Here is a 26,020-nt window from a genome sequence, read left to right on the forward strand (position 1 = left end):
AAGCCCGTCAATAAAGGCCTCCCTGTCCGGGCCCTGTTGGCGGTGCAACAGCGCCCGGGCTCCTTTGCACGGAACCGTTCATGGCCAAAACAATATATGCATATGGCACCGCAGCTTAGAGCTTGCCGCTGAACGTCACGCCGTACCAGCGCGGATAAGGATTGGGCGAGTAGCTAAGCCATGCCGGTTCATGCTTGCGGTTGTCGAAGGCATTCTTGACGACCAGGCTGACATCGAATCCGCCCTTGAAGGCGACGCCGAGCGACAGGTCGGTGGTGGCGCCGCCGCTGACCCACCCGTAGGAAGACAGCGTATCGGTATTGTTATAGCGGCTGGTCAGGGCGGTATTGAAGCTGGCGTGGTATTCGTGGCCCTCATGGGGCTTGCGGTATTCAGCGCCGATATTGCCGGTCCATTTGGCGGCGCCGGGCAGGGTCAGGCCGCCCTGGTCGATATAAGCGCCTGGCAGGTAAGCCAATTCGTCCGGCTTGGCCGCCTGTGGGAAGCTGATGTAGCGGGCATCGTTCCAGGCGCCGGAGAAGCGGATCGACAGGTTCTGGATGCCGCTGTAGACGCCGTCGAACTCGAAGCCCTTGGCACGGGCTCGCGGCACGTTGCCCTGCGCGGTGACGTAGGCGATCGGGTTGGCCTGGCCGTTGGCGATATTGGTGGCAGTGGTGAATTCATCGACCACGCGAACTGCCGACTGATAGTCTTTGATCTTCATCAGGAACAGGTCCGCATTCAGCACCAGGCCATATTGCGGCAGGCTGGATTTCAGGCCGATTTCGAAGGCATGGGTTTTCTCCGGCCGCACATTGGCATTGACGCCGTTGACGTTCAAGGCGGATCCGGATTTCTCGCCGTACTGCCAGGAGGTGTAGGCGCTGTATTGGTCGTTGAAACGGTAGGACGGCGCCAGTGCAGCGGTGTAGAGCATGTCCTTGTACTGGCTCTCGATGCCGGAAATCATCTGGCCGATCTGGCCCGCGCGCAGCGACTTGGCGGCTGCCACTTGAGCCAGTTGCGCCGTCGTCAGGCTGCTGTAAGTGGCGATGCCGAAGTACTTGTTGGCGATGCTATCGGCCAAGGCCAGCTGTTCGGCGCTGTTGCCGGCGGCCAGTGCGCCATTGGCGGCGCTGTTAAAGCCGCCCAGCGCAACCCCGCGCACCTCGACTGGATTGAGGGCGGCGCCGGCCCCGTTTGCGGCCAGCACGCGGGTGTCGGTGGTGGTGCGGTCTTCGCGCGTGAAACGCAAACCGCCGCCAAGACTGAAAGCGTCGGTCGCATGCCAGGTCGCATTGCCGAAGATGGCGGTGCTATTGGTGTGAACCACGGTATCGCCCTTGACGATCAGGTCTTCCAGCGAATCTTTCAGCAGGGCGCGGCCGGCGCCGCGATTGGTGCCGGCATTGCGTTCCAGCGTGTTGTATTGCGCATTGGTGGCGAACCAGGCGCCGGCGTCCGAGCCCCAGCCGGATTTGGAGGCGATATCATCGTCGGTGCGGACGTGGAACAGGCCTGTCACGAAATCGAATGCGCCACCCGGTTTCGATTTCAGCTTGAACTCCTGCGTGAACTGCTTGTAGTCGACGCCGCCGCCGCCATTGCGGCTGATATCGAATGGCGTGCCCTCGTCATTGTGCGCATCGAAGGAATAGGTGCGTACGGCCGACTGCGAGCTGAAAGTATGCGCCGGCAAGTCCCACACCAGCTCCGCGGAGCCACCTTTGCTGTGCACTGTCTGGCCCTGGTTTTCATTGAAGTTGATGCGGTTTTCGCCGATATAGTTTCCGTCATAGGTGTAGGGCGTGCCGTTGAAGGAGCGCCCGACGAACCAGTCGCGCGCACCGGTGAACACGCCGGCGGCGTTACGGAATCCGGCAAGTTTGGCGCGTGTGGTGGTGCCGCTAGGATCGGCCAGGCTACCGTCGGCAAAGGTGTCAGGGATGCTCTTGTAGAAAGTGAGGCCATTCTGGACCTGCGGTGCGTGCGGCTCCACGTCCAGGCTGATGCGCGCGTTGAAGGTGCCGGTCGGAGTGAACAGGAACTGGGTGCGGCCGCTGACACGGTTCTTGTTATACAGGCTGTAGTTGTGGTCGAAGTTGTTGTCGTAGTAGCCGCGTGCGCGGTGCACGATGAAGGAGCCGCGCCATGCCAGAAGTTCATCGATGACGGGGCCACCCAGGTTGGCCTTGGCGATCACCGTTTCATTCCTGCCGTAGGTGAGCGAGTAGTCGGCCGTAGGGTAGAACGAAGGCTTGCGCGTGTTGATGCTGACCACGCCGGAGCTGGCGCCCTTGCCTCCCAGGGTGCCTTGGGGGCCGCGCGTGACTTCGACCGACTCCACGTCATAGAAATCGAAGTTGGCAAGCTGCGACAGGCCGTAACTGACGCCATCCACCACCACGCCGACGCTGGGGTCTTGCGTTTCGGTGAAGGACCGCTTGCCCAGGCCGCGCACGGAAAGCGATGCGCCGCGCGTGTTGTTCTGGTTGAACTGCACATTGGCCCCGCGTTTGGTAATGGCCGAAAGGTCTTGTGCCAGCTCGCGGTCCAGTTCCTGGCCGCTGACGACGGAGATGGAGATCGGGACTTCCTTCAAGGTCTCGATCTTCTTGCGGCCACGGACGGTTACCGCGCCAAGAGCCTGGGCCTCCTCCTCGGGCGCAGTCTGTGCGGTCGGCGCCGCGGCCGGAACGAGGGCGGGCGCAGGCGCCGTGGCGCCGCTTTGCACGGCGAGTGCTTCGCGCAGGCGTGCGTTTTCAGCCTGGATGCGGGCGAGTTCCGCGCGCAGTTCGGCGACGGCGGGATCGGCGGGCTGGCCGGCCGCATGGGCATGGATGCCGGCGCTGGCCAGCAGGGCAACGATGGGCAGCAGGCGAGCGATATGACGGCGTTGAATTTGCTTATGCATGGATGGTGGCTTATGGCGTGGTGAAAATGCCTTACACGTCGCAAGGACCATGCCATTCGAAGGAAGCCCGCCATTAAAGGAGGTCTGCGCTTTTCGCTGATGTCATGGCAGCACTTTGCCAGCGCGAGTGCTGTTGCTGCAACAAAGATGCGCGGCTGTTGCAAATGCAGCAGTGCAGCATGGCGCATGCTGGCCAAACAGCAATTGCGGCGGTGGCCAGGCCGCTACAGCGGACAAGGTAGTTCGGCTGGAGGCCAGCAACGGCGGGCCTTGCGGCGGGATGTGCTGCGTTGCAGCGGCAACTGGCATGGTAGTTGCGATCACTGCCTGCGACAGCGGTGCGATTCGCGCACTGCGCTTCTTGAGGAATGCCATGAAAGCAATCAAATCCCTGATGACACTGAGCCTGGTCTTGGCTGCCGCATCGTCCTTCGCACAGCAAGCGCCGCAAGAGTGGAAGTACAAGACCAAGCAACTGGAACGCGCCGAAGTGGATAAATTGCTGGCGAAGCCGGAAAAGCTGTTGGTGGTCGACGTGCGCCGCCCTGACGAACTGACGGCGAAAGGCAGCTTCCCGGTCTACCTGAATGTGCAAGCCAAGGAAGTTGAACAGAACCTGGCCTTCATTCCGAAAGACCGCGTGATCCTGACCGTGTCGAACCATGCCCACCGTGCGGGCGCGATCGGCGACCTGCTGACCAGCAAGGGCTATAAGGTCGCCGGCGCCACCGGCTCGGAAGACTATGAAGCACAGGGCGGCAAGATCACCCGAGTGGGCCCGCCGCCGGCACGTCCTGTAGCCCAGGCAGCGCCCCAGTAAGGAAGGCTGGCGTATGAGTTCCCGCATTTACGTTTGGGACTTGCCGACACGGCTGTTCCACTGGTCGTTGGTGCTATCGGTAACGGTGGCCATCGCCAGCGGGCTGGTGGGCGGCGACTGGATGACCGTGCATGGCTATGCGGGCATTGCCATTATTGGCCTGGTGGCGTTCCGGCTGGTGTGGGGCATCGCCGGCGCAGCGGCTGCCCGTTTTGTGAATTTCGCGCCGACACCGGGCCGCTTGCGCGCTTACCTGGCGGGCGAATGGCAAGGCCACGGCCACAATCCCCTGGGTGCGCTGTCCGTATTCGCCTTGCTGGCCTTGCTCGGACTGCAGGCGGGAACCGGCCTGTTCGGCAATGACGAGATCTCCTTCCAGGGCCCGTTGGCAGAGTTGGTCGACGAAGGCCGCTCACTGCAGTTGACCGGCCTGCACCAACAATTGGCCTACCTGCTGTTTGGATTGATTGCGTTGCATGTGCTGGCCATTGCAGCCCACCTGCTGCTGCGCAGGAATAACCTCGTCAAGCCGATGCTCACCGGCTGGAAGAGCGATACCACGACCGCCACACATGCTGCAGCAACCTGGCATTGGAGTGCGCTGGCTGGCGCCGTCGGCGCCGGCGTGCTGGCGATGAGCCTTGCAAGCGGAGCCGGCCTGGTGAAATTTTAGGAAAGGAATCCCATGACATCCCTGACATTCGACAGTTTCCATTCGGCGTCTTATGCGCCGCGCCGCGCCCGCGTCCGAAGTGCGCCGCGCCAGCAGGCGCATGCCGCACAGTCGCAACCGACGGCCGCCGCCGTGCGGCCGGATTTGCTGAAACAGGGCTTGCACAGCAAGACCGGCCTGGCGCTGCTGGCCGGTGCAGCGGTGCTTGTGCATGCGGCCATCATCATCGGTTTGCGGAACCTGCCTGCGGACGCCAAGCTGGCGCCGCCGAAGGCCGAACCGCTGGCATTGGAGTTCGCACCGCCGCCCCCTCCACCGCCGCCCCCGGAGCCGCCGAAGCCGCAGCCGCAAGTGGCGAAGCAGGCGCCTGTGCCGGTGCGCCAGCCTTTGCCGGTGGTGCGCGAGGTGGTCGATTCCGGGCCGCCAAGTGCGGACACCGTGGCGGTTGCCACCACACCGCAGCCTCCGACGCCGGCCCCGGTTGCGGCGCCTCCCGCACCGCGGGCGCCGGAACCGGTCACCGAACCACGCGGCTTCGCGGATTACCGCAACAACCCCGCACCGGACTATCCGGCACTGGCGCAGGATCGCGGCCTGCAAGGACAAGTCGTCCTCAAGGTGCAAGTGCTGGCCACCGGCAAGCCCGCCACCATCAACGTCGAAAAATCCAGCGGCCACAAGATCCTGGACGACGCTGCCGTGAAGGCCGTGCAGGGCTGGGCTTTCGAGCCGGCGCGTCGCGGCCAGACGCCGATCGACGGCTGGGTCAAAGTCCCTCTGAATTTCAAACTCTCGTGAATCTGCTGAAAGGAATCTTCAATGCAATCCCATTACCTCGAACTGATCGTACAAGGCTCGTTGTACGCGCTGGTGCTGTTCTCCGTGGTGACCTGGGTGCTGATCGCCGCCAAGGGCGTGCAGCACTACCGCGTCAGCAAGCGCGACAAGGCTTTCGGCAAGGCTTTCTGGAGCGCCAGCTCGCTTGACGCCGCAGCCGCGCTGCCGAATGGCGCCAGCCCAAAATCGCGCTTGGCCGAAGTGGGCTTTGAAGCGTTGTACGTAAGCGATGCCGATGCCGGTGCTGACCTGGAACACGATTGGGGCCGCAGGGAACTGCTGGAGCGCTACCTGCGCCAGCAGATCCACAAGGAATACCAGTCGCTGGAAAGCGGCTTGGCGATCCTGGCATCGATCGGGTCGACCGCGCCTTTCGTCGGCCTGTTCGGTACCGTGTTCGGTATCATCCACGCCCTGGGTGCGATCGGCGCCAGCGGCTCTGCCAGCATCGATGTAGTGGCCGGCCCGATCGGCGAAGCGCTGATTGCCACCGGTGTGGGCATTGCGGTAGCGGTTCCTGCGGTACTGGCCTTTAACTTCTACGTACGCCGCCTGAAGGTTACCGCGGCGGAACTGGATAACTACGCGACCGACTTCGTCAACCTCGCGCAGCGCAACAACTTCCGCGTAGCGAACCCGCCGGCAGCCAGGGCGCCGCAGCGCAGCGCCGCCGTGACAGTCGAACTGACGGCCGGCTTGCCGGCAGGGGCGGCTGCATAATGGCATTCACTACTGGCAGGGATAGCGGCGACGTGGTTAGCGAAATCAACATCACGCCGCTGGTGGACGTGATGCTGGTGCTGATGGTGGTGTTCATCCTCACCGCGCCGCTGCTGAACAACGCGGTGCGGATCAACCTTCCCAAGACGGCTACCACCACGCCGGCCACGCAGGCCAAGAGCGTTACGGTCAGCGTGGATGGGGAAAACCGAATCTACATCGACAAGCGCGAAGTCTCGCTCGGTGCGCTGGAAGGCGAGTTGCGCACCCTGGTCGGCAGCGACCCTGACCTGGCGCTCAGCCTGCAAGCTGACCAGGGCGTACCGTATCGGTCGGTGGCGCAGGTGATTGCGCACATCCAGCGTTCGGGCGTCAGCAAACTATCGGTGCTGACCGAACCGGCCGGCTGAACGCCGCCAAGCGTCAAACTGCGCGGCCACGCTTCCGTGGCCGCTGCCAGCATCCCCTCCGTTGCGCGCAGATTCCATCGACACCCTCCCATAGACACCGGTGACACTTTTCATAAAGAACTCCGGGGTTGGTCTTGATATAACTACCAAGTCAGTATGTTCTGAAGAAAAATGGTCGGTTCCCGTGTTTGTAATAAAATAACGCGAATTGCCAAGAAGAAAACTGAGGACGGTATGGATACTCCCATTGCTTCGCTCTACCTAATCTCCGTGGGAGCGCTAGCAATGTGTGCATTCCAGGCGGCTTTGCTGGCGCGCAGCAGCTCGTACGTACGGGCTTGCTGGACCTTTTCAGTGCTCTGCCTGACATTTGCCTTGTTCCAGTTATCCAATGTCCGGCAACTGGTGGCGCCCGGCTTGGCGGCCGCCATCGCTGCACATAAATGGGTGAACTTTTTCTCGTTGCTGCTGGTGCCGCAGGTCTGGTACCTGCTCGCTTCGCTCGATGCGCGCAAGTGGGCGTTCCGCCTGACCTATGCGGTAGCCCTGGTGACGTTCACGCTGGCGGCAATCAACTTTGCTGCACCATTTGGCTACCGATTTTCCGCACTTTCGACCGTAGCCCCTGGTGAATTGATGTGGGGCGACCCTGGCTTCCTGCTTGCGGGGGAGACTACAGCGGCGTACGCCGTCAACCGCCTGCTGTCGATTGGCGCGGCGGTGTATGCAGCCATGTTCTGCATTCGGGTACGGCGCGAGCGTGCGCGCTTTTCGAACCGCCTGGTGTGGGCCTCGGTGGTGCTGATTATCGTTACCACTGCGCTCGGCGGCGCCACCGATGCGGGCTTGCTGCAACTGCCGTACCTGAGCGGCTTTGGTTTCCTGTTCCTCGCCGCTTCCTACCTGCTGCTGGTGCGGCGCGAAGCCACCCAGCGCATGACCGAGAAAATCCGCATCAGTGCCGCGCTGGAGCTGGAGGTGGAGAGCCACAAGCGCGCCAGCCTGCGCTTCGAACATGCATTGACCAACGATGCGTTGACGCGCCTGCCCAATCGCGCCGGGGCGCTGGAAAAGCTGCACGCGATGTTCGTCCAGAGCGAATCGAACCTGACCAGGATGGGGGTTCTGCTGCTCGACCTCGACCGGCTGGCAATCATCAATGGCACGCGCGGCTACGAGGCCGGCAACCAGTTGCTGGTCGAAGCGGCGCAGCGCCTGCGGCAGCATTGCGGCAGGCGCATGCTGGTGGCGCGACTTGGCAGTGCGCGCTTTGTTGTTGGCATTGTGGGACACAAGACCTGGGCTGGCATCGAAAGCGATGTGGAGGGCATACTGGCCGCGATCAAGCCGCCGTTCTCGATTCCGGGCACCGTCTTGAACATGACCTTCAGCGCCGGCGTGGCGGTCTATCCGGATCATGCGTCGTCGGCGGAAGACCTGCTGGCATCGGCGGCTCTCGCGCTGCACCAGGCGCGCGACGCCGGCCCCGGCAACCTGCGCGTGTTCCACCCTGCGCTGCAGCAGTCGCTCAACGAACGCATCGGCCTCGAAGCCGAGTTGAAGGATGCGCTCGAAAAAGAGCAGTTCGTCCTGCACTACCAGCCGCAGGTCTGTGCTGCCTCCGATCGCGTGGTGTGCATGGAAGCGCTGATTCGCTGGCATCATCCGACTTTGGGGCTGGTGATGCCGGATAAGTTCATTCCGTTGGCTGAAGCGACGGGCGTTATCGCCGCTATCGGTTCGTGGGTGATCGATGCCGCCTGCAGGCAATTGGCAAGCTGGCGTGAAAACGGTTTCACTGAAGTGCGCGTGGCGGTCAACCTGTCGGCGCAGCAGTTGCTGGTGTCGGACCTTGGCGATACCGTGCAGTCGGCCTTGCAACGCGCCGGCCTGCGGGGCGCCGACCTCGAACTCGAAATTACGGAGTCCGTGCTGATGCAGGACCCGCAACGATCCATCGAAAGACTGGAAGCTTTGCGCAGGCTGGGTGTGCGGCTATCGATCGACGATTTCGGCACTGGCTATTCCTCGCTTGGCTACCTGAAGCTGCTGCCGGTGCATGCCTTCAAGCTCGATCGCAGCTTTGTGCGCGATATCGGGAAGTCCGCCAAAGACCTGGAGATTTGCGCTACCGCGGTTGGCCTGGCGCGTAATCTCGGCCTCGAACTCGTGGCGGAAGGCGTGGAAGATGCGCTGCAGGCTGCGCAGCTGCGCAAGCTGGGATGTCACCTGCTGCAAGGCTATTACTTCGCCCGTCCGTTGGCTGCGTACGCCGCGAAGGACTTCCTGGCAAATGGGAGGAAAGTGGCATGAGGCTCAACCTGCGAGGCTCACTTCCTGTTCACTCCCAGTGCCAGCTCTGGCCCCAGCTTTCCTGATAATCCCACAGGTGCAGGTCCTGGCCGTCGAATGAGCCCCACCAGGCGTCCTTGACGTCGATCGCCTTGCCCGGTGCATGCGCCGGGCGCAGGGTCTGGCCGGACCAGGAGAAGCGCTGGTTGGCCTTGTCGTTGCAGTCCCAGACCACCAGCTTGGAGCCGTTGCCGGTACCGAAGGCGTAGACGTCGACACATTTGTCCGGATTGTTCTTGCTGCGCAATAGGCCATCCGGGTCGTGGTACCACAATTGCGTGACCTGGCCCTGGCAGCTCCAATGATGGACCGGCGTGCCATTGGCCATATTGTTGCCTTCGATGTCGATGCACTTGCCGCGGCCATCGACCAGTTTGCGGAAGGCATAAGCGCTGCCTGGCTTGACGCTGGCGGTTACGCCCGCGCCGGTGATTGATCCGTCCGACACCACCCGGATGCGCGCGCTGTCGCCGCTCACCATGAAGCTGGTAGCAATGGCGCCGGACAACGATTTCACCAGCGTGCCGTTGCGGTCGTACACGTGGATGAAGTCCCGGTTCGCATCGGTGCTGCCATTGACGTAGACCTTCAGGGCGGCAGCACCCGGAATGGCCAGCCATTGCGAACGGTCTTCGTTATTGCCGTAGGCGCCGCTGTTCCAGGCGGTGGCAAGTGCTTCGATACTGACGCTGGCGCCGCTGGAGGTGCTGGCACCATCGGATACCAGTTGCGCGATGACGGCGTTGTCGGCCACGACCAGGGAATGGGCCAGCGCTCCGCTGAAGCTTTGCAACAGGCGGCGGTTGCTGTCGTAGACGCGCAGCACGTCGCCGGCGCCAAGCGAGCCGCTGATATTGATGCGTACCGCGCCGGCGCCAGGCAGGCGCAAGGTCTGTGCACGGTCCTCGTTGTTGCCGTAGGCGCCAGTATCCCAGCGCGTTGGCGCGTCGTCATACTTCTCCCATTTTCCTTCTTCCGCCTGGTCGGAATAATTGAGCCAGACAGGGTTCGCCCCTGCCGCCAGGCGCAGGCGTTCATTCATGTACGCGTTGGCGGGAACGGAAAACGCAAAGCCGCTGCCGAAGGCTGCAATACAAGCCTGCTTGCCGCCTTGCCAGGCGCCAGCGGCTGGTGTGACACGCCAGTCGTCAGGCTGCCCCTTGTTCTGGCAGGCGAAGCGCAACGCGGTGGTGCAAGCGCCATCGTTCCAGCGCCCATCGCCGCGCATTTGCGCGCAGTCTTCGTTGTTGTAGTCGTTTGGCTCGCCATCGGCCCAGGACCAGATGGCGGAAGCGATCATGCCTTCGTCCCATCGATCCGCATCGATGTTGTCCACGCCGCAGCGCAGCAGGGCAGGGATATTGGAAGCGTCGATGGTGCCGGTTTCGTCGATCCAGGAATCGGGCAGCACGTCCTTGCCCAGCTTGGAGTCGGAAACGGCATAGATCTTTTCCTGGTCGATTGGCGCGCCGTCCACCGTGCAGTTGGCGGTGTTGACGAATTTGACCTGCCGGCTGTTCCAGCCGCCCGCAGCGCCGGTCGCGAACAACGGGCCTTGCCAGACCACGGCGCCGTCGTAGGTGTTGTTGGCTGACTTCACGATCACGCGTTTTCCGCGGGCGATCATCTCGCGCGGCGATTCCCAGCGGCTGGCGGGTTTGTCGGATGGCTTGTACAGCAGTGAACCGAAGACCGCCGTCAATGGACCAACCACGCCGGCCTGATTGTTGGCGCGGTCTTCCAGGTCGACGAAGACAATCGCCTTCGGATTGGCATCAAGCCAGTTGCGAATCTTCCACAGTTCGTTGGGGTAGTTGTCAGCGGCGCCGTAGATCGCCGAGCAGTCCTGGTGGCATAGCTGCACCTCGCCATTGTTCATGTGCAGATCAAGGTCGACGTTGCGGATGCCCGAATTGAGCAGCTGGTTCATCGGCCAGCGCTGGTTGGCCCAGGTGGCGCCGCTGTCATTCCACGCATTGTGCGCGCCCAGCACCTGGATGCGATTGAGCGGTGTGTCCATCGCCACGTCGTACTGCGTGCGGATGCCCAGGCCCAGGTCTGCGGCGTGCAATGCCTGCATCCCGAACAGGAGAGAAACGATGACGCCTGCCAGCTTCATTCTGCCTCCGATAGTGAGTGTCCCTAACCGGCAAACTTAACCCACGAATGGCGTGAAGACGATGGAGGCACACCTCTAAGATTTTGGCTCGTGCGGTCATTTACTTGTAGCAGAGTCCTGCTAGTTTTGCCGGGGTAGACCACTTAAAGGAGGAACAGATGCTGAAAACCGTGAGCCGCGCGGTCGTGATCGCGTGCGCCTTTTCCACCCTGCCTGCAATGGCAGCTTGCCCGGACTACGTATCGGCGGCCAACCCGCCGACACTTTCGGGCCCCGCGCGCAAGGGTTTCGCCAATTTTGGCAACACCATCCTGGCCGGGGTTTACAAGCCCTGGCATATGGCCCACGATGCTATCGTGAAGGCCGGCCAGGCGGCGACGATCACCGGTAAATTCGATTACGACGCGGTCCTGCACAAGGACCTGGAAGGCGAGCGGGTGCACGCCTATCTTTACGGCACCGGCATGCAGCAATGGCAGTATCTCGGAAATTTCATCACCAATAGCGACGGCAAGGTCAATGTGCCGCTGGGCGTGCGTCCAGTCGGCGATTATGTTGTGCGCTTCGTGGTGGAGGGCGACCTGAGTAGCACCAACGGTTACTTAAGTGTGGTCGATCCGAACCGCGACGCGGTGCTGTTCGACATCGACGGCACCTTGACGATCAACGATTTCGAAGCCTATGCAGACTACGTCGGCGTCAAGACGGCAACGGCGTATTCCTTTGCGCCCCAGGTGGTGAATGCCTATCGCCAGAAAGGCTACCAGGTTATCTTCCTCACCGGACGGCCTTACTGGGTCACGAAGGACGGCCTGGAATGGCTGAAAATCCAGAACATGGGCCAATGGCATTACCACTCCAATCCCTACGGCGACGGCCCCATTCCGCCCAATACGCAGCAGTTCAAGACCGACTACGTGCGCTACCTGCGCAACACGGTCGGCCTGAACATCGTGCGGGCCTACGGCAATGCCACGACCGATATCGCGGCCTATGCCGATGGCGGCATACCCAAAGCCCAAACTTACATCATCGGTCCGAACGCCGGCGCCTCCGGCACGCAGCCGATCCAAGGCGATTACACCGCCCATTACAGCTTTGTGGTGGAGCCCACCCCGGTAGCCAGCTGCCGCCTGTAACGTGGTAGATTCCCACTTTGAACATTGAGAAGGAGGTTTGACGTGGGAATCCTTGATGGCATGCTGGGCAACGCTTCCAAGATCGACATAGAGGACTTGCGCGCGGACTTCGCAAAAGTCCTTGCGCCGAATGAACGAGTGGAGCATGCTTACCAACTGATACGCGACTATTTCGTGTTTACCGACAAGCGCCTGGTGGTGGTGAATATCCAGGGCGTCACGGGCAGCAAGAAGGAGTATCACTCGATCCCTTACAAGAGCGTAACGCGTTTCAGCATCGAGACCGGCGGCACGCTGGACCTCGACGCGGACCTGAAGATCTGGATCTCAAGCACCGCGGAGCCGTTCACTCAAAAATTCAATAAGCGCCTGAGCATTTATGAAGTGCAGGCAGTCCTGGCGAGCTATGTGCTGAAATGAAGCGATTTGTCTTCGTGCTGGTGTTGGCTGCGGCCGCCTTCTTCATTTGGGGCGATCCTGCCGGGCTGTTGCACCGCGTCAGCATGTGGACTTGCGACTGGCTGCGCGTCTTCAAGGTTTGCTAGCGCATCCACCATTCGCCGGCGGACGAATTGTTGCGGCGACTCTGCCGCTAGCATGATGGCTTTTACGGGAGCCAGCCATGCCAGCCTACCAAGTGATCGATATTCCCAGCCACCAGCCGGCCTTGGTGGCGCGCGTGCGCCACACCGCGCCTGACCATGCCAACGGGGCGCCGCCGGTGCTGTTCGTGCACGGGTCTTCATTCCCCTCTGGACTGTCGTTCGATTTCCGCATGGATGGCCAGTCGTGGATGGACTGGATGGCGGCCCGTGGATACGACGTGTACGCGCTTGATTTCCCGGGCTACGGCCTGTCGGATCGCTATGCCGCCGATCTACCGTCGCCGCCCGGACGTGCGCGCGAGGTGGCGCAGGACGTGGGCAGCGCGGTCGATGCCATCCTGCGCAAAACCGGCCAGCGGCAAGTCCTGCTGGTCGGGCATTCCTGGGGCGGATCGGTAGCTGCGCGCTATGCGCAGGACCATGCGGCCAAGGTGGCAAAGCTGGTGCTGTTCGCGGCAATCACCCCGCGCGCGGCGCCGGTACAGGCGCAGGCTCCTGCCAAGCCTGCCGATGCCTATGAGGAGTTGACACCTGGCCAGCGCATCGCCGCCATGGACAGCCTGCGCCCGCCGCAAGAACCTTCGCTGCTACATGCCGATATCTTCACGCGCTGGGGCGCCCAGTGGCTGGCATCGGACGCGCGCCGCGAAGGCTCGGTGCGTTTTCCGGCCGGCCCTAGTGCGGACCTGGCGGACTTGCAGCAAGGCCGCACCTACTACGACCCGGCACGGCTGGACATGCCGGTGCTGCTGGTGCGCGGCGAATGGGACGCCTGGCCCAGCGATGCCGACTACCGCGCGCTGTCGGCCGCGATCAAGGGCGCGCGCTACGCAAGCATCCCGCGCGGCACCCACGTGATGCACCTCGAGGCTGCGCGCTTCAAACTGTACGAAGAAGTGCTGGATTTCCTGCGTAACGGATCAGCAGGACGCCGATGAAGACGCGCGCCCGCAGCGGAAATCCCACTGCTTCCCTCGCGCTGAGCACACCGAATCCCCCCAGGTGTCCGGCATGGGCCTATGATGGTGGCCAGAATAAAACCTTCACAGGAGATAAGCATGAAAATCAGGATGACTGCCGCCGCATTGTTGCTGGCCGCCTGTGCCGCGCAGGCTGGCGAGCCGGTGTGGGATGCCAACAAGGTTGAGCTGAAGGTGCAGAAACTGGCCGACGGCGTGTATGCCATGCTGCCGGCCGACGCCGCGAGGGCGGCGGATGGCGTACCGATCGCCACCACCTCCGGCATCCTGGTCGGCAGCAAGGGTGTCCTGGTGGTCGACACCATGATCAATGAACGCCTGCACAAGCAGGTGATGGCGGAAGCAAAGCGCCACGGCGCGCTGCGCTATGCCGTCAATACCAGCTACCACGGCGATCATTCCTACGGCAACTACTACTTGCCGAAGTCGGTCACCGTGATCCAGCATGCTGCCGCCAAGGCATACGTGGACGCCAACTTCGCCAAGGACGTGCAGTTCATGGAAGGCGCCTTCGGCAAGGGGCGCGGCATCGACAAGATCAGGCCGCGCACCGGCGACGTGCTGGTGGCCAAGGATAGCCGCCTGCAGCTGGATCTGGGCGGTAAAGTCGTCGAGATCATCGACTTCGGCTTTGGCCAGACCGGGGGCGACCTGGTGGTATGGGATCCGCAGGCCAAGGTGGCCTTTACCGGCAACCCGGTGATCGCCGGCCAGCCTTCGCTGCCATGGCTGCTGGACGGCCATGTCCAGGATACGCTCGACACGCTGACCCGCCTGTATAACTTCCTGCCTGCGGACGCCCGTATCGTGCCGGGGCACGGTCCGGTGATGGCCAAGGAAGCGATGAAGTGGCACCTGGACTATCTGGCCGCGCTGAAGGCCGCCGTGCAGGATGCCCATGCCAAGGGCATGACGCTGGAACAGGCGCAGTCGCACGCCGACCTGCCCGCGTTCAAAGGCTATGCCATTTACGACTGGGTCCACAAAGGCATCAACGTTCCTGCCGCCTATGCGGAATTCAGGAAGTGATCAGTTGATGCCGTAGCGCGCGCGGATGGCAGCCAGCGAACCGTTCTGCTCCAGCTGGGTGATCGCCTGGTTGATGCGTGCGAGCTGCGCTTGCGTGGTGCTGGCCGCATTCAGCATCAAGTGCACCGGCGCGCGGTAGGGCATATAGGACAACTGCACGATCTTGATGTTTTGTTGCCGCGCAATGTGGCGCAGGGCATGGGCGTCACCCATGATCAGGTCTCCGCGCCCGGCCTCCAGCATCTTGACGCCCTGCTCGAAGGTGCCGAAGGTGCTGCGCCGTCCTTCCGCGTTCAGCAGCGGCATGGCGCGATCGTAATCGTCGCCGTAATAGCCAAGGCGCGGCGCCAGCAGGCTGACATGCTGCTTGACGATGGCCTGGAAGCTGTCGATGCGTTTGAATTTGTCCAGTTTTTCGGGCACGGTGAACAGGCCGACCGTCTCCTGCCGGTAGGGCAGGCTGAAACGGGCGTAACCGCGCCGCTCTTCCGTGGCGGAAGCCGCCATCAGCAAGTCCAGTTTGCCTTGCTGAAACAGAACGTTGCGTCTTGCGGGCGGCATTTCCTTTTCCAGTTGCAGCACGCAGCCGGCGTGCTTGATGATGGCTTGCAGCAATTCGAAATCGACGCCGCCCAGCACTTCCTTGTCATTGTGATAAAAGTAGGGCGGCCATTCTTCCGGCGCCAGGCGTAGGGTGCAAGCCCCGGCAGGGTGGGCGAGTTGTAGCAGGAGTGCAGCGAGCAACAGCCTCATGGCCGAGGGCATCCGAAAATATCCACGAGGACAGTGTTTCAGATGGTAGCGTCGCTGTAAAGAGAAAAGCTGGTCAGTGTGGTGCCGGTATATTTCCCGACCGCCGGCCCCGGTAGTGGCGCCGCAGCGCCAGGTGCACGCATTTTGCTGGTCGAATATGACGGCCGTTTGACGTCCGTGTTACGAGTTGGTGTAATACGGGCCATGAAAGACATACATGCACTACTGCAACAAGCCGTCGCCCTGCACCAGAGCGGCGAACTAGCCCGTGCGCAAGCCATTTACGATGAGGTGCTGCGCGCCCAGCCGCTGAACTTCAATGCGCTGCATCTGAGCGGGGCTCTGGCGCGCCAGCAGGGCGAACCGCAACGTGCGCTGGACTTGATCGATGGCGCACTGGCGATCGACAGCCGCCGCGCCATCGCCCACTGCAACCGCGGCGTGGCGCTGCAGGATCTGGGCCGTTACGACGAGGCGCTGGCCAGTTTCGAACGCGCGCTGGCCCTGCAGCCGGATTACGCCATCGCCTTGAGCAACCGCGGTAACGCCTTGCGCCACCTGGGGCATCTCGACCGCGCACTGGCAAGCTACGATGCGGCGCTGCGCCTGTCGCCCAAGTATGCGGACGCGCTGTGCAACCGGGCATTGACGCTGCAGTCGCTGGCGCGCCACGAAGCGGCGCTGGACAGCTTCGGCCTGGCATTGCAGGCGCGGCACGAATACCCGGAAGCCTTGCACGGCGCGGCCGTTTCGCTGCTGGCATTGGGCAAGCCGGCCGATGCGCTGGAAGGCTTCGAACGTGCGCTGCACATCCAGCCTGAGTATGCGGAAGCGTGGTGTTCGCGCGCGGCCTTGCTGCTGCGTGCCCAGGACCATGAAGAAGCGCTATCGAGCTTCCAGGATGCGCTGACGGTGCGCCCGCGCTACGCGCGCGCCCAGCTTGGCCTGGCGAACACACTGCGCGCCATGGGACGCCATGAGGACGCCGTCCAGGCCTACCAGACTGCGCTGGCTTTTGGTGCAGATGCCGCAACCGTCGGCTACATGCTGGCCATCATGGGCGCGCAGCAGGCGCCGGGCGCTTCGCCGGCCGCCTACGTGAAAGCGCTGTTCGACCAGTACGCCGGCAATTTCGACCGCCACCTGGTCGAAGTGCTGCGCTACCGCACGCCGTCCTTGCTGGTGGAAGCCCTGCGCCGCCATCTGCCGCCGGGCGAGCTCGATGTGCTGGACGCCGGTTGCGGTACCGGTTTGTGCGGTCCGTTGCTGCGGCCCTTGGCCTGCCTGCTGGAGGGCGTTGACCTGTCGCCGCACATGCTGGACCGTGCGCGCGATACCGGCCTGTACGACGGCCTGTATTGCGGCGATATGGTGGGCTACCTGCGCGTGCGCCCGGCCAGCGTCGACGTCATCGTCGCGGCCGACGTATTCGTCTACCTGGGCGACCTGAGGCCTGTGTTTTCCGTGGCGCGGCTGGCGCTGCGCGGCGGCGGCCGCTTCGCGTTTTCGGTGGAAGAGCACGAAGGGGCGGAGGGCTTTGCGCTGCGCTCTTCCGGCCGCTATGCGCATTCGCGCGCCGGCATCGAAGCGCTGGCACGCAGCCATGGCTTCACCATCCATGAAGTCACCCCGAGCACGCTGCGCCAGGAGAGCGGAGCAGACATGCGTGGCTTGTTGATCGTATTGGGATCCCATGCAGAGTAGCTTCCTTGAAATTGCCGCAAACGCGGTCATGGCCGTCTCGATCTTCCTGGCGGGCCGCAATAATATCCATTCCTGGTGGACCGGCATTGTCGGCTGCGCGCTGTTCTCCGTGCTGTTCTTCGTGTCGCAGCTGTACGCCGACGTGGCGCTGCAATTGTTCTTCATTGCCACCTGCGTCATCGGCTGGCGCCAGTGGCTGCGCGGCGACCATGGCCACGCGCTGCACATCCGCACCACGCGCCCTGCCACGCTGCTGAAGATGGTGCTGGCCGGTAGCGCTGCCACCGCGGCTTATGGCCTGATGCTGAAGCATTACACCGATGCCTTCGCGCCCTTCGTCGATTCGACGGTGCTGATGTTCTCCATCATCGCGCAAGTGCTGCTGATGGGCCGCCGCATCGAGACCTGGCCCGTGTGGCTGCTGGTGAACACCATCTCCGTGCCGCTATATGCCAGCCGAGGGCTGTACCTGACGGCGGTGCTGTATGCGGCTTATTGGATCAATGCCCTGGTGGCATGGCGCCATTGGCGCCGCCAGCGCACAGCCGGCGCTTAAAACCAGTTCATCTGAGCACAAAGATCGCATTCACGGTCTGCGAATAGGGGATCGAATCCGGCACCGCATAGCTTCCGGTTTGCGGCGCGCTGCCGCGCGCTTCACGGCCGGGCTGCTGCTCAATATAGGGAGCGCCGACCTGGTCCAGCGGGCCGCGCGCGATGGCCATCACCGGACCGAGCTTGCGGCCGAAGGCTTTGGCTAGCGATGCGCCCTTGCTGCGCGCATCGTCGGCCGCAGCCGCCATCAGCTGGGTGTTGATGTCGTCGCCATCCGTGCGGTCGAAGGTTGAGCTGATACTGGTGATATGGTCCATCTCGACCAGCTTTGCCATCAGGGCCGGCCATTGTGCCAGGTCGCGCACGCGGGCATGGAACAGGCGTCCCATGGAGTAGGCCGGCGGCTGTTGTTCGCCCATAGGAACCGTCTTCTTCTCGACTTCATAGGCCTCGATGTCCGCTTGCAGCACGCCGTGTTCGGCCAGCAGCTGCATCGCGCCGGCGCTTAACTGTTGCAGTTGGCTGGCGGCGGTTTCCGCGCTGGGGTCCTGCGCGCCGGCTTCGAACTTGACCTCGCCGATATCCGGCCGCATCCACAACTGCGCCTTGCCGCTGGTGCTGACGAAGGGATGCGTTGGCAGTGAAGAAGGCGCCGCCTGTGCGCTGCAAATTGCGGATGCAGCGCACAGTGCAAGCGTTACAACGATGGTGCTCGACTTCATGCCTTCACTCCAGGGTCCAGACGTACTGGACTTGCACGTCTGCGGCGGCGGGCTTGCCGTTTTCCCTGGCGGGCTTGAAGCGGCACTTGGCAATGCCGGTGCGGGCAGCTTCGTCCAGGCCGGCGAAACCGGACGACTTGACGATGCGCGAGCCGGCAACGGCGCCAGCCTCGGTCACGCTGAAGCCAAGCGTGACGGTGCCGGTGTGTTTGGCCTTCAGGTCGCCGGCAGGCCAGAGCGGCTTGGCGCAGGTGGTGAAGTCGAGTACGGGCTTCTGCGAGGCCTCCGCCGCACCGGCGGCGACGGCGTGGGAGCAGGCGGCCAGGGCGGCAGTGCCGGCGAGCAGTGCTGCGGAGTGTAGCCAGGAAATACGTTGATTCATTGCGTGGGTCTCCTTATTCGAGGGTCCAGACGTACTGCATTTGCTGCCAGCTGGCGACGGGCTTGCCGCGAACCTTGGCAGGGATGAAATGGCATTTTTCAATGCCGATCCGTGCTGCCTGGTCCAGGCCTGTGTGGCCGCTGGACCTGACAATCCGGGAATCGGTAACGCTTCCTTTCGGGTTGATATGGAAACTCAGTGTGACGGCGCCGGTATGTTCGGCTGCAAGTTCTTCTTGCGGCCATAACGGCTTGGAGCAGGACTTGAAATCGACCACGGCTGGCGTGCGCGCGGCAGGGACGCTGGCAGCTTCGACGCGGGCATTGGCGTAGCCGGTCAGGCAAGCGGCCGTGATGCCCAGTGCCGCCAGCAATCCTTTCCAGTTGCTGCACTGCTGCTGCGGCAGCATCAGGTGGCGGATGCGCTGCACCAGGTCTCCTCCATCGGCGGCCAGCGCCAGGCGCTGTGAGGCGAACTGGATCTTCTCCAGCTCGGACAGCGCCAGCGCCAGCCGGCGTGGTTCGCCAGTCAGTTGTACGGCGATGCCGTCGGCTACCAGCTCGCGCTCGTGGCGGATGCGGCGCGACAACCACCACACGGCCGGGTGGTAGAACAGAAAAGTTTCGACCACGTTTTGCAACAGGTTGACCAGGTAGTCGTGGCGGCGCACATGGGCCAGTTCATGCGCCAGCAGCGCTTCCAGCAACTCCGGCGGCATGCGCGCCACCAGGGCGGCGGGCACCAGCACGACCGGACGCCACCAGCCCGCAGTGATCGGGCTGGCCAGCGTTTCAACGATGCGCAGGCCGACTTCGCGGCGGATGCCGAGGCGCGCGGCAAGTTGCGACAGGCGCTCTTGCCAGTGCCGGTTGCGGCCACCGGTGCGGCGGGCGCGGGCGATCCAGGCCAGGCCGAAGGCGCTGCGCAATGCCAGCGCTCCGACGCAGGCCAGCCAGGCCGCCACCAGCAGCGGCAGGCGGTTGTCGATGCTGGCCAGCAGTTCGCTTTGCGGCGAGGTGCCGGCGTCACCCGCCAGCACCAGGGCTTGCAGGGTGCGCGGTGTGGTTTGCAGCGCGCTGGCGAATTCGAAAGCGGGCCACAACAGGCAGGCCAGCATCGCTGCGCAGGCCACGCCATAGCGCGCGGCAGGACGGGCACCGCGCATCAGCCAGAGCAGGGCAGCGGCGGCAAGGCCGAGCAGCGTGCCTTGCCAGAGGAAGTGGATCAGGGCCCAGCCGGCGGCGTGGATGATGTCATTCATTCGGCTTGTCCTCCTGCTTCAGCAGTGCTTCGATTTCGTCGCGCTCTTTTTTTGAGATGCCGCTTTTCAGGGCCGCCAGCACCAGTGCTTTGGCGGAGCCGGCGAAGGCGCGCTGCAGCAAATCCTGCAGCATATTGCCCTGCATCGCCTCGCGCGCCACGGCGGCGGCGTAGATGTGGGAGCGCTGGCTCTCATCGCGCATCAGCAAGCCCTTGCCGTGCATGATCTGCATCAGCCGCAGCACGGCGCCATAAGCCAGGTCGGGCTTCTCGGCCAGCATGGCCTCGTGCACCTGCTTGGCGGTGGCGGGACCGAGCGGCCAGATTGCCTGCAGCAGTTCCAGCTCGGCTGGGGTAGGTTTCGGAACGGTGGCCATGTTTATTTCCTTGTAACGTTTTAACTAGAATAGCCTGTCTAGACAGAGTTGTATACTTCATGTTCTTCACTGTGGCGAAATGTAGACAACGATGTCTATAGATTCAAAATGCATATAGGTCTGAGTTTTAATTAGTTTCAGAAATGAAAGGCCGGCGTTATAGTTGCCGCATGAAAACTCCAGCCGTACACCGCCGCTACACCATCTATCTGCTCTGCATGGCGCAGTGCATGTGCCGCTGCTAGGCACACTCCCAAACCCCTCGCAACAAACCGTTTTAGCCGATCCCGCCCACGAGGCAGGCAGGCCCCTGCTTACCCAAAAGGAAGAAGATGATCAAGCCTCTCAGCATCACCCTGGCCATTGCTGCCGCTTTCCCGCAACTGTCTTATGCCGAGGAAGAACTGGCCCGTGTCGTCGTTACCGGCTCGAATATCCGCACCTCGCAGAAAGAAGGCGCGAGCGCCGTGCAGGTGCTGACCGCCAAGGAACTGGCTGCCACCGGCAAGACCACCGTGGCCGATATCCTGCGTACGATTTCCGCCAACAGCGGCAACAGCTACAACGAGCAGTACACCGGCAGCTTCTCGGCCGGCACCGCGGGCCTGTCGCTGCGCGGCCTGGGCCAGAAGAACACCCTGATCCTGGTGAACGGCAAGCGCGTGTCTTCCTACGCCACGGCGCAAGACCTGCAGGAAGTGTTCGTCGACCTGAACTCGCTGCCAATGGCGGCCGTGCAGCGCATTGAGGTGCTGAAGGATGGCGCCTCGTCCGTCTACGGTTCGGACGCGGTGGCGGGGGTGGTCAACATCATCCTGTACAAGGAATTCAAGGGCACCGAGGTGAGCGCGCAGCTGGGTTCTTCCACCGAAGGCACCGGCCAGCTTGAACGCAGCGCGTCGCTACAGACCGGCTTTGGCAGCCTTGATGAAAAAGGCTGGAGCGTGGTGTTCTCGCTCGACGCGCTGAAGCGCGACAAGCTGCAGCAGACCGACGTGTCTTACCTGCGCGGCAGCGATTTCCGCGGCTATGCCAACGGCACGCTGGCGTGGACCCCGACCAACTACTACGGCACCTCCGACCCGACCCGGCGACTGGGCGGGGTGCAGGGCCCGCTGCAGGTGCAGAACTACGGCGACATCACGCCTGGCAAGGCTGGCCAGGTACTGGCTTATAACCCTGCCGAATTCCGCACCCTGATTCCGGGCGTGGAGCGCGTGCACACCTCGCTGCGCGGTACCCTGAAACTGAATGAGGACACCGAAGCCTATGCGGAAGGCCTGTACGGCTACTCCTCGGCGGAGCAGACGTTTGGCGCGCCTTTGACGGTGGGCAGCGGCCTGCGTGCGTGGAACAACGCCAAGCAGGCGCTGGACAACATCACCGTCGCCCTGCCAGCCGGCCACCCGAACAATCCTGGCAATACCGCGCTGCCGTTCACCGCCACCCTTTTCGACCTGGGCCCGCGCCTGAAAGAAGACAAGGTGGACTTCTATCGCGCCCTGACCGGCATCAAAGGCACCTGGAATGGCTGGGAATATGACGCCTCCATCGCCCGCTCCGGCAGCAAGCTGAAGGAAACGGTGCAGAACTTCGTCAACCGCTACGAGTTCGAGAAAGTGCTGGCCGACGGCAGCTACAACTTCGCCGACCAGTCGAGGAACAGCGAGGAGGTGCGCAACCGCCTGCGCCTGTCGACCCTGCGCCCTGCGCAATCGAAGCTGACTGTGGCCGACTTCAACGCATCCAGGGAACTGCTGGACCTGCCGGCCGGCGCACTGGGCTTCGCCTTCGGCGGCCAATGGCGCCAGGAAGAAATGAATTCCAACACCTCGAGCGCGGTGCTGTCGGGCACCGAACTGCGCCCTGCGATCAACATCATCAAGGGCAAGCGCGAAGTGACCGCGGCCTTCGCCGAATTCAACGTGCCGGTGTTGAAAGACCTGACCGTCAACCTGGCCGGTCGTGCCGACAAATACAGCGATTTCGGCTCCGCCTTCTCGCCGAAAGCCAGCGTGCGATACCAGGCTGCCCCGTGGCTGCTGCTGCGCGGTACCGTATCGCGCGGCTTCCGTGCACCATCGCTGCCGGAGATCACCAATTCGACTTCGGTCAGCTACGGTTCCGTGATCGACAAGCTGGACCCGATCACGCCAAGCCAGTCACGCGGCGTGACCAACATCACCGTCGCCAATACCGAGCTGTCGCCCGAGCGCTCCAGGAACGTGAACCTGGGCTTTGTGGTGTCGCCGTCGGCCAATAGCAGCGTAGGGGTGGACTTCTATCATATCCGCACCGATGGCGTGATCGACACCGAAAGCACCGACACCATCCTGGCCAACGAAAGCACGCATCCTGAAAAGGTGGTGCGCGACCAACAGGGCCGCATCCTGACGCTGTATCGCCAATACGCCAACCAGGGCGAACGCGTGGTGAGCGGCATCGACGTCGACCTGCGCTACAAGCTGCCGAAGACCGCCTACGGCAACCTGACGCTGAATGCGCAATTGAGCCGAGTGTTCAAGTACGAGCAGCCGCTGTCGAACGGCGAACCGCTGACCAACGGCGCCGGCACCAACTACTTCGGTTCGATCCCGAAATGGCGCGGTACCACCAGCGCCACCTGGGAGCTGGGCCAGTGGACCACCAACGCCGCATGGAATTATGTTGACGGTTACGAGCAGACCACCCGTCCGGGCGAGCGCGTGAAGCCATTTGCCACCGTGGACCTGAACCTGGGCTACAAGATCAGCGCAGCCACCAGCGTGAACCTGCTGCTGGCCAATGCCTTCGATCGCAAGCCTTCGTGGGACAGCTCGTTCAACTTCTTCGACTACACCCAGGGCGACCCGCGCGGCCGTTTCGCGTCAGTCAAGCTCAATCACAAGTTTTGATGATTGAAGTGCGATAGCTGCTGGGAGTCGTGCCCATCCGCTCGCGGAAGGCGGTGGCGAAATTGCCGGCATTGGCAAAGCCCAGCAGCAGCGCGATATCCTGCACGTCCATGTCGGTATCGCGCAGCAAATGCATGCCGCGCTGGATGCGCGCTTCGCGGATGTAGGCAAACACGGTCATGCCGGTATGGGTGCGGAACAGCTGGTTCAGCTTTTCGCGGTAGGTCCCCACGCTGGCGGCGATTTCCGCCAGGCCGGGCAGGGCGGCCAGGTTGTCGTAGATCAGGCGCTTGGCTGCATTGACGATCACCGAGTCGGTATCGAGCGGCCCGGTTTCCGCGGCCGCCACTGGAGGCCGCTTCATCAGGTTCAGGTGCACGTGGATGCGTGCCGCCAGTTCACCCGGCGTAAACGGCTTGCTGACAAAGTCCACGCCACCTAGCTGAAGGCCCATGATGCGGTCTTCCACCGCCTCGGTGCCGCTCAGGAAAATAATCGGGATATCGCGCGTGGCCGGGTTGGCCTTAAGTAAACGACAACAGGTGTAGCCGTCCATATTCGGCATCCGCACATCCAGCAGGATCAGGTCGGGTTGGCCGGACAGCGCCAGCTGATAACCCTGCTCACCATTGAACGCTACCGAAACGCGGTAGGGCATTTCGCTTAACAAGTCGACGAGCATGCGCTGTTCGAACGCGGAGTCATCCACGATCAGGATATTGCGCACTTGGGCATCGCTGGTCAGGTACATGGCTATTCAGAGGCGGGATGTGTTGCGTATTATGCCCATGTTTAAAAAAAAAGTTGCGCATTTCACATTGAGCAAAGGTGTTCTCTCCTCTGGCAAAAGTAAAGTGCGCCCCAACAACGCCGAATGGAAAGAAGATAGCCACGTTCCTTGCAAGAGTGATTTTTGGTGAGTCTTTTAGGGGTGTTTTCGCGGTTCAATTGAGTCTGAAGCATTCAACTGGTTAAATTAAACCAACTGACTAGGAGGCAACATGAAACATACCGACTTTGGCCAAATGCCCTGCCCGATCGCGCGTAGCCTCGGCAAGGTAGGCGAGTGGTGGAGCATCTTGATTCTGCGCGATGCGTTCTACGGCCTGACCCGCTTCGATGAATTCGAGAAAAGCCTGAAGATTGCGCCGAACATGCTGACCCGTCGCCTGGCAGGGCTGGTCGAAGGCGGCCTGATGGAACGCCGCCAGTACAGCACCCGTCCGCCGCGCTATGAATATATCCTGACCAAGGCGGGGCGCGACTTCAAGCCTGTACTGCTGGCCTTCATCGCCTGGGGGAATGAGCACCTGTCGCCGGAAGGCGCCAGCTTGCTGGTGGTGAGCCGCGAAACCGGCAAGCCGGCCGACCAGGTGCTGGTCGATGCGAATAGCGGCCTGGCCATCAATGACGAGGACTATATGTTCGCGCCAGGGCCTGCTGCGCCGGAAGTGATGCGTAACCGTATCACCGAAGCCGGCCGTCGCGTGCCTAATTAGGCAGCAGCTGTTCGTAGACCGCGTTGGCGATCTGCGACAGCTCGTTCTTTCCGACGGCAGCCGACAGCGCATAGCCAAAGCTGCCGTCGATCCAGTAAAACACCCCCACGTTGCCTTCCTGCGCGAACCGGAATCCGGTGTCGCGGTTTTGCTTTTGGCCGGAACTGACGTAGAGCGTCAGGCGCTGGCCGCTGGCGTCGGTATACATGAATTGGGCCACCGGCCCGGAATCGCCCGGCAGCAGGCGGCCGCCTACCAGTTCATACCCCTGTTTTGCCAGCTGCGGCGGGCGTAGCTGCTTGCCCAGGCGTTTCGACAGCCAGGCCACCAGGTGCTGCTGCTGGTCGGCGCCGACTTCCACCGGGTGTTTGACTTCGGGCGTGTAGACGGCGTGGGCGATGGCGGCCTGGCGGGGCAGGGCGGCCATTGGCGCGGGGCCGGCCTGCGGTTCGGCGCCGCGCAGCGTCCATCCGGCCGCGCCGCCAAGCACGCCGGCGCCGACGGCCACCGCCAGCATGGCTGCCATGCGGCGCCAGGCGGGGATGGCCCATGCCGGGGGCGGCGCGCGCTGCGCATCCGGATGGGGCGGGCGTAGCGCAGCCGGGACGGGAGCGTCGAGCACGTCGTCGAACAGCGCGTGCAGGGCGGTATTCTGCTCGCGGTAGGCTTGCAGGCGCAGCGCTTCGGCGGGATGCTCGGCCAGGTAGCGGTCGACCGCTGCCTGCCTCTCCGGCGCCAGCCGGCCATCGACCCAGGCTTGCAATTCGGCTTCGTTCATTTCACTACTTTCAAATTGGCAGCCACAGGCTTTCCAGCCATCAGCCGCCGCAAACTCTCGCGTGCGCGGCTCAGGCGCGACATCACGGTGCCAAGCGGGATATCGAGCGTGGCCGCCACGTCTTCGTAGCGCATGTCTTCCAGCGCCACCAGCAGCAGGACTTCGCGCTGGGCCGGGGGCAGTTGCTGCAAGGCCCGCTCCAAGTCGCGCAAGTCCAGCGGTCCGGCTGACGGCGCGCAGGGCAGGTCGCCATCGGCCAGCTCCACGGCCGGCGGCGGCGAGCGCCGCAACTGGTCAACGTGCAGGTTGTGCATGATGCTGAACAACCAGGCGCGCAAGTCCCCGTCCGGGCGCCACTGGGCGATACGCGCCCAGCCGCGTTCCACGGTGTCCTGCACCAGGTCGTCCGCGCTGGCGCTATCGCCGGTCAGCGCCCGCGCGTAGCGGCGCAGGCGCGGCAGGCAAGCCAGCAAACTTTCATGCACATCCTGCATG

General features: G+C 63.0%; 26 protein-coding genes. 15 read left to right on the top strand and 11 right to left on the bottom strand.

Annotated elements, in window-relative coordinates; all coding sequences use genetic code 11:
- Positions 1–115: 115 nt before the first annotated feature.
- Positions 116–2,917 carry a TonB-dependent receptor domain-containing protein gene (locus tag ACQ4MM_RS18110; RefSeq protein ID WP_431478640.1) on the bottom strand — a complete coding sequence of 934 codons (2,802 nt, stop codon included), beginning with the start codon at positions 2,915–2,917 and terminating at the stop codon, positions 116–118.
- 102 nt (positions 2,918–3,019) lie between these two features.
- Positions 3,020–3,292 carry a hypothetical protein gene (locus ACQ4MM_RS18115; protein WP_431478641.1) on the bottom strand — a complete coding sequence of 91 codons (273 nt, stop codon included), beginning with the start codon at positions 3,290–3,292 and terminating at the stop codon, positions 3,020–3,022.
- Between ACQ4MM_RS18115 and ACQ4MM_RS18120 the strand changes: the two genes are divergently transcribed.
- From ACQ4MM_RS18120 to ACQ4MM_RS18145, 6 genes are all read left to right on the top strand, one after another.
- Entirely contained in the window at positions 3,291–3,737 is a 447-nt protein-coding gene (locus ACQ4MM_RS18120; RefSeq protein WP_431478642.1) for a rhodanese-like domain-containing protein, read from the top strand. The two genes, ACQ4MM_RS18115 and ACQ4MM_RS18120, sit on opposite strands and share 2 nt — an antisense overlap.
- A 13-nt stretch (positions 3,738–3,750) precedes the next feature.
- On the top strand, positions 3,751–4,410 hold the full coding sequence (locus tag ACQ4MM_RS18125; RefSeq protein WP_431478643.1) for a cytochrome b/b6 domain-containing protein: 660 nt from the start codon (positions 3,751–3,753) through the stop codon (positions 4,408–4,410).
- A gap of 12 nt (positions 4,411–4,422) precedes the next feature.
- Positions 4,423–5,208: an energy transducer TonB gene (locus ACQ4MM_RS18130; protein WP_431478644.1), complete on the top strand. Its 786-nt coding sequence runs from the start codon at positions 4,423–4,425 to the stop codon at positions 5,206–5,208.
- A 21-nt stretch (positions 5,209–5,229) separates the two neighbouring features.
- Complete coding sequence (locus ACQ4MM_RS18135; protein ID WP_431478645.1) at positions 5,230–5,967, top strand: MotA/TolQ/ExbB proton channel family protein; 738 nt, start codon at positions 5,230–5,232, stop codon at positions 5,965–5,967.
- Positions 5,967–6,377 (top strand): ExbD/TolR family protein, encoded by a 411-nt coding sequence (locus tag ACQ4MM_RS18140; RefSeq protein WP_431478646.1) that lies wholly within the window; start codon positions 5,967–5,969, stop codon positions 6,375–6,377. The genes ACQ4MM_RS18135 and ACQ4MM_RS18140 overlap by 1 nt, the downstream gene beginning before the upstream one ends.
- A gap of 354 nt (positions 6,378–6,731) precedes the next feature.
- Positions 6,732–8,690 carry a putative bifunctional diguanylate cyclase/phosphodiesterase gene (locus ACQ4MM_RS18145; protein ID WP_431478647.1) on the top strand — a complete coding sequence of 653 codons (1,959 nt, stop codon included), beginning with the start codon at positions 6,732–6,734 and terminating at the stop codon, positions 8,688–8,690.
- Positions 8,691–8,718: 28 nt separating this feature from the next.
- Here ACQ4MM_RS18145 and ACQ4MM_RS18150 read toward each other — a convergent pair whose 3' ends face one another.
- On the bottom strand, positions 8,719–10,848 hold the full coding sequence (locus ACQ4MM_RS18150) for a ricin-type beta-trefoil lectin domain protein (RefSeq protein WP_431478648.1): 2,130 nt from the start codon (positions 10,846–10,848) through the stop codon (positions 8,719–8,721).
- Positions 10,849–11,006: 158 nt separating this feature from the next.
- Between ACQ4MM_RS18150 and ACQ4MM_RS18155 the strand changes: the two genes are divergently transcribed.
- The 5 genes from ACQ4MM_RS18155 (at position 11,007) to ACQ4MM_RS18175 (ending at position 14,601) form a co-directional block, all read left to right on the top strand.
- Positions 11,007–11,987 (top strand): lipin/Ned1/Smp2 family protein, encoded by a 981-nt coding sequence (locus ACQ4MM_RS18155; RefSeq protein WP_431478649.1) that lies wholly within the window; start codon positions 11,007–11,009, stop codon positions 11,985–11,987.
- 42 nt (positions 11,988–12,029) lie between these two features.
- Positions 12,030–12,407 carry a PH domain-containing protein gene (locus ACQ4MM_RS18160; protein WP_431478650.1) on the top strand — a complete coding sequence of 126 codons (378 nt, stop codon included), beginning with the start codon at positions 12,030–12,032 and terminating at the stop codon, positions 12,405–12,407.
- Positions 12,404–12,532 (top strand): hypothetical protein, encoded by a 129-nt coding sequence (locus ACQ4MM_RS18165; protein ID WP_431478651.1) that lies wholly within the window; start codon positions 12,404–12,406, stop codon positions 12,530–12,532. The genes ACQ4MM_RS18160 and ACQ4MM_RS18165 overlap by 4 nt, the downstream gene beginning before the upstream one ends.
- A 77-nt stretch (positions 12,533–12,609) precedes the next feature.
- Positions 12,610–13,530 (top strand): alpha/beta fold hydrolase, encoded by a 921-nt coding sequence (locus ACQ4MM_RS18170; RefSeq protein ID WP_431478652.1) that lies wholly within the window; start codon positions 12,610–12,612, stop codon positions 13,528–13,530.
- A gap of 120 nt (positions 13,531–13,650) precedes the next feature.
- Positions 13,651–14,601: an MBL fold metallo-hydrolase gene (locus ACQ4MM_RS18175; protein WP_431478653.1), complete on the top strand. Its 951-nt coding sequence runs from the start codon at positions 13,651–13,653 to the stop codon at positions 14,599–14,601.
- Here the strand turns inward: ACQ4MM_RS18175 and ACQ4MM_RS18180 are convergent, their stop codons facing one another.
- Positions 14,602–15,354 carry a substrate-binding periplasmic protein gene (locus tag ACQ4MM_RS18180; protein ID WP_431478654.1) on the bottom strand — a complete coding sequence of 251 codons (753 nt, stop codon included), beginning with the start codon at positions 15,352–15,354 and terminating at the stop codon, positions 14,602–14,604.
- A 204-nt stretch (positions 15,355–15,558) separates the two neighbouring features.
- Here ACQ4MM_RS18180 and ACQ4MM_RS18185 point away from each other — a divergent pair, with 204 nt between their 5' ends.
- The gene (locus tag ACQ4MM_RS18185) at positions 15,559–17,058 is read left to right on the top strand and encodes a tetratricopeptide repeat protein (protein WP_431478655.1); all 1,500 of its coding nucleotides are present in this window, start codon (positions 15,559–15,561) and stop codon (positions 17,056–17,058) included.
- On the top strand, positions 17,048–17,614 hold the full coding sequence (gene pnuC / locus ACQ4MM_RS18190; RefSeq protein WP_431478656.1) for a nicotinamide riboside transporter PnuC: 567 nt from the start codon (positions 17,048–17,050) through the stop codon (positions 17,612–17,614). The genes ACQ4MM_RS18185 and pnuC overlap by 11 nt, the downstream gene beginning before the upstream one ends.
- Before the next feature lie 7 nt (positions 17,615–17,621).
- Here pnuC and ACQ4MM_RS18195 read toward each other — a convergent pair whose 3' ends face one another.
- From ACQ4MM_RS18195 to ACQ4MM_RS18210, 4 genes are read right to left on the bottom strand one after another with little or no spacing between them, the layout of a single operon-like run.
- The gene (locus ACQ4MM_RS18195) at positions 17,622–18,335 is read right to left on the bottom strand and encodes an SIMPL domain-containing protein (protein ID WP_431478657.1); all 714 of its coding nucleotides are present in this window, start codon (positions 18,333–18,335) and stop codon (positions 17,622–17,624) included.
- A 4-nt stretch (positions 18,336–18,339) separates the two neighbouring features.
- Positions 18,340–18,717: an energy transducer TonB gene (locus ACQ4MM_RS18200; RefSeq protein WP_431478658.1), complete on the bottom strand. Its 378-nt coding sequence runs from the start codon at positions 18,715–18,717 to the stop codon at positions 18,340–18,342.
- Between the two features lie 13 nt (positions 18,718–18,730).
- Positions 18,731–19,978, bottom strand: a complete 1,248-nt coding sequence (locus tag ACQ4MM_RS18205) for a TonB family protein (RefSeq protein ID WP_431478659.1) — start codon at positions 19,976–19,978, stop codon at positions 18,731–18,733.
- Positions 19,971–20,354 (bottom strand): BlaI/MecI/CopY family transcriptional regulator, encoded by a 384-nt coding sequence (locus ACQ4MM_RS18210; RefSeq protein WP_431478660.1) that lies wholly within the window; start codon positions 20,352–20,354, stop codon positions 19,971–19,973. Before ACQ4MM_RS18210 ends, ACQ4MM_RS18205 begins: the two co-directional genes overlap by 8 nt.
- A 332-nt stretch (positions 20,355–20,686) precedes the next feature.
- On the opposite strand from ACQ4MM_RS18210, the gene ACQ4MM_RS18215 reads away from it, so the two are divergent.
- On the top strand, positions 20,687–23,248 hold the full coding sequence (locus tag ACQ4MM_RS18215) for a TonB-dependent receptor plug domain-containing protein (RefSeq protein WP_431478661.1): 2,562 nt from the start codon (positions 20,687–20,689) through the stop codon (positions 23,246–23,248).
- Here ACQ4MM_RS18215 and ACQ4MM_RS18220 read toward each other — a convergent pair.
- Complete coding sequence (locus ACQ4MM_RS18220; protein ID WP_431478662.1) at positions 23,232–23,999, bottom strand: response regulator transcription factor; 768 nt, start codon at positions 23,997–23,999, stop codon at positions 23,232–23,234. The two genes, ACQ4MM_RS18215 and ACQ4MM_RS18220, sit on opposite strands and share 17 nt — an antisense overlap.
- Before the next feature lie 250 nt (positions 24,000–24,249).
- On the opposite strand from ACQ4MM_RS18220, the gene ACQ4MM_RS18225 reads away from it, so the two are divergent.
- Positions 24,250–24,747, top strand: coding sequence for a winged helix-turn-helix transcriptional regulator (locus ACQ4MM_RS18225; RefSeq protein WP_090438278.1), 498 nt, complete (start codon positions 24,250–24,252; stop codon positions 24,745–24,747).
- On the opposite strand, the gene ACQ4MM_RS18230 is transcribed toward ACQ4MM_RS18225, so the two are convergent.
- Complete coding sequence (locus tag ACQ4MM_RS18230; protein WP_431478663.1) at positions 24,740–25,525, bottom strand: anti-sigma factor family protein; 786 nt, start codon at positions 25,523–25,525, stop codon at positions 24,740–24,742. The genes ACQ4MM_RS18225 and ACQ4MM_RS18230 overlap by 8 nt on opposite strands.
- Positions 25,522–26,019: an RNA polymerase sigma factor gene (locus ACQ4MM_RS18235; protein ID WP_431478664.1), complete on the bottom strand. Its 498-nt coding sequence runs from the start codon at positions 26,017–26,019 to the stop codon at positions 25,522–25,524. The genes ACQ4MM_RS18230 and ACQ4MM_RS18235 overlap by 4 nt, the downstream gene beginning before the upstream one ends.
- Position 26,020: the final 1 nt, after the last annotated feature.

The organism is Massilia eburnea (genome assembly GCF_050709955.1).
In the GTDB taxonomy this organism is placed as follows: Bacteria; Pseudomonadota; Gammaproteobacteria; order Burkholderiales; family Burkholderiaceae_D; genus Rugamonas; species Rugamonas eburnea_A.

Excerpts from the sequence above, each read along its gene's own strand:
- ACQ4MM_RS18110 (WP_431478640.1), bottom strand. The coding sequence starts at position 2,917 with ATGCATAAGCAAATTCAACGCCGTCATATCGCTCGCCTGCTGCCCATC.
- ACQ4MM_RS18120 (WP_431478642.1), top strand. The coding sequence starts at position 3,291 with ATGAAAGCAATCAAATCCCTGATGACACTGAGCCTGGTCTTGGCTGCC.
- ACQ4MM_RS18115 (WP_431478641.1), bottom strand. The coding sequence starts at position 3,292 with ATGGCATTCCTCAAGAAGCGCAGTGCGCGAATCGCACCGCTGTCGCAG.
- ACQ4MM_RS18125 (WP_431478643.1), top strand. The coding sequence starts at position 3,751 with ATGAGTTCCCGCATTTACGTTTGGGACTTGCCGACACGGCTGTTCCAC.
- ACQ4MM_RS18130 (WP_431478644.1), top strand. The coding sequence starts at position 4,423 with ATGACATCCCTGACATTCGACAGTTTCCATTCGGCGTCTTATGCGCCG.
- ACQ4MM_RS18135 (WP_431478645.1), top strand. The coding sequence starts at position 5,230 with ATGCAATCCCATTACCTCGAACTGATCGTACAAGGCTCGTTGTACGCG.
- ACQ4MM_RS18140 (WP_431478646.1), top strand. The coding sequence starts at position 5,967 with ATGGCATTCACTACTGGCAGGGATAGCGGCGACGTGGTTAGCGAAATC.
- ACQ4MM_RS18150 (WP_431478648.1), bottom strand. The coding sequence starts at position 10,848 with ATGAAGCTGGCAGGCGTCATCGTTTCTCTCCTGTTCGGGATGCAGGCA.
- ACQ4MM_RS18155 (WP_431478649.1), top strand. The coding sequence starts at position 11,007 with ATGCTGAAAACCGTGAGCCGCGCGGTCGTGATCGCGTGCGCCTTTTCC.
- ACQ4MM_RS18165 (WP_431478651.1), top strand. The coding sequence starts at position 12,404 with ATGAAGCGATTTGTCTTCGTGCTGGTGTTGGCTGCGGCCGCCTTCTTC.
- ACQ4MM_RS18170 (WP_431478652.1), top strand. The coding sequence starts at position 12,610 with ATGCCAGCCTACCAAGTGATCGATATTCCCAGCCACCAGCCGGCCTTG.
- ACQ4MM_RS18175 (WP_431478653.1), top strand. The coding sequence starts at position 13,651 with ATGAAAATCAGGATGACTGCCGCCGCATTGTTGCTGGCCGCCTGTGCC.
- ACQ4MM_RS18180 (WP_431478654.1), bottom strand. The coding sequence starts at position 15,354 with ATGAGGCTGTTGCTCGCTGCACTCCTGCTACAACTCGCCCACCCTGCC.
- ACQ4MM_RS18185 (WP_431478655.1), top strand. The coding sequence starts at position 15,559 with ATGAAAGACATACATGCACTACTGCAACAAGCCGTCGCCCTGCACCAG.
- pnuC (WP_431478656.1), top strand. The coding sequence starts at position 17,048 with ATGCAGAGTAGCTTCCTTGAAATTGCCGCAAACGCGGTCATGGCCGTC.
- ACQ4MM_RS18195 (WP_431478657.1), bottom strand. The coding sequence starts at position 18,335 with ATGAAGTCGAGCACCATCGTTGTAACGCTTGCACTGTGCGCTGCATCC.
- ACQ4MM_RS18200 (WP_431478658.1), bottom strand. The coding sequence starts at position 18,717 with ATGAATCAACGTATTTCCTGGCTACACTCCGCAGCACTGCTCGCCGGC.
- ACQ4MM_RS18205 (WP_431478659.1), bottom strand. The coding sequence starts at position 19,978 with ATGAATGACATCATCCACGCCGCCGGCTGGGCCCTGATCCACTTCCTC.
- ACQ4MM_RS18210 (WP_431478660.1), bottom strand. The coding sequence starts at position 20,354 with ATGGCCACCGTTCCGAAACCTACCCCAGCCGAGCTGGAACTGCTGCAG.
- ACQ4MM_RS18215 (WP_431478661.1), top strand. The coding sequence starts at position 20,687 with ATGATCAAGCCTCTCAGCATCACCCTGGCCATTGCTGCCGCTTTCCCG.
- ACQ4MM_RS18220 (WP_431478662.1), bottom strand. The coding sequence starts at position 23,999 with ATGTACCTGACCAGCGATGCCCAAGTGCGCAATATCCTGATCGTGGAT.
- ACQ4MM_RS18225 (WP_090438278.1), top strand. The coding sequence starts at position 24,250 with ATGAAACATACCGACTTTGGCCAAATGCCCTGCCCGATCGCGCGTAGC.
- ACQ4MM_RS18230 (WP_431478663.1), bottom strand. The coding sequence starts at position 25,525 with ATGAACGAAGCCGAATTGCAAGCCTGGGTCGATGGCCGGCTGGCGCCG.
- ACQ4MM_RS18235 (WP_431478664.1), bottom strand. The coding sequence starts at position 26,019 with ATGCAGGATGTGCATGAAAGTTTGCTGGCTTGCCTGCCGCGCCTGCGC.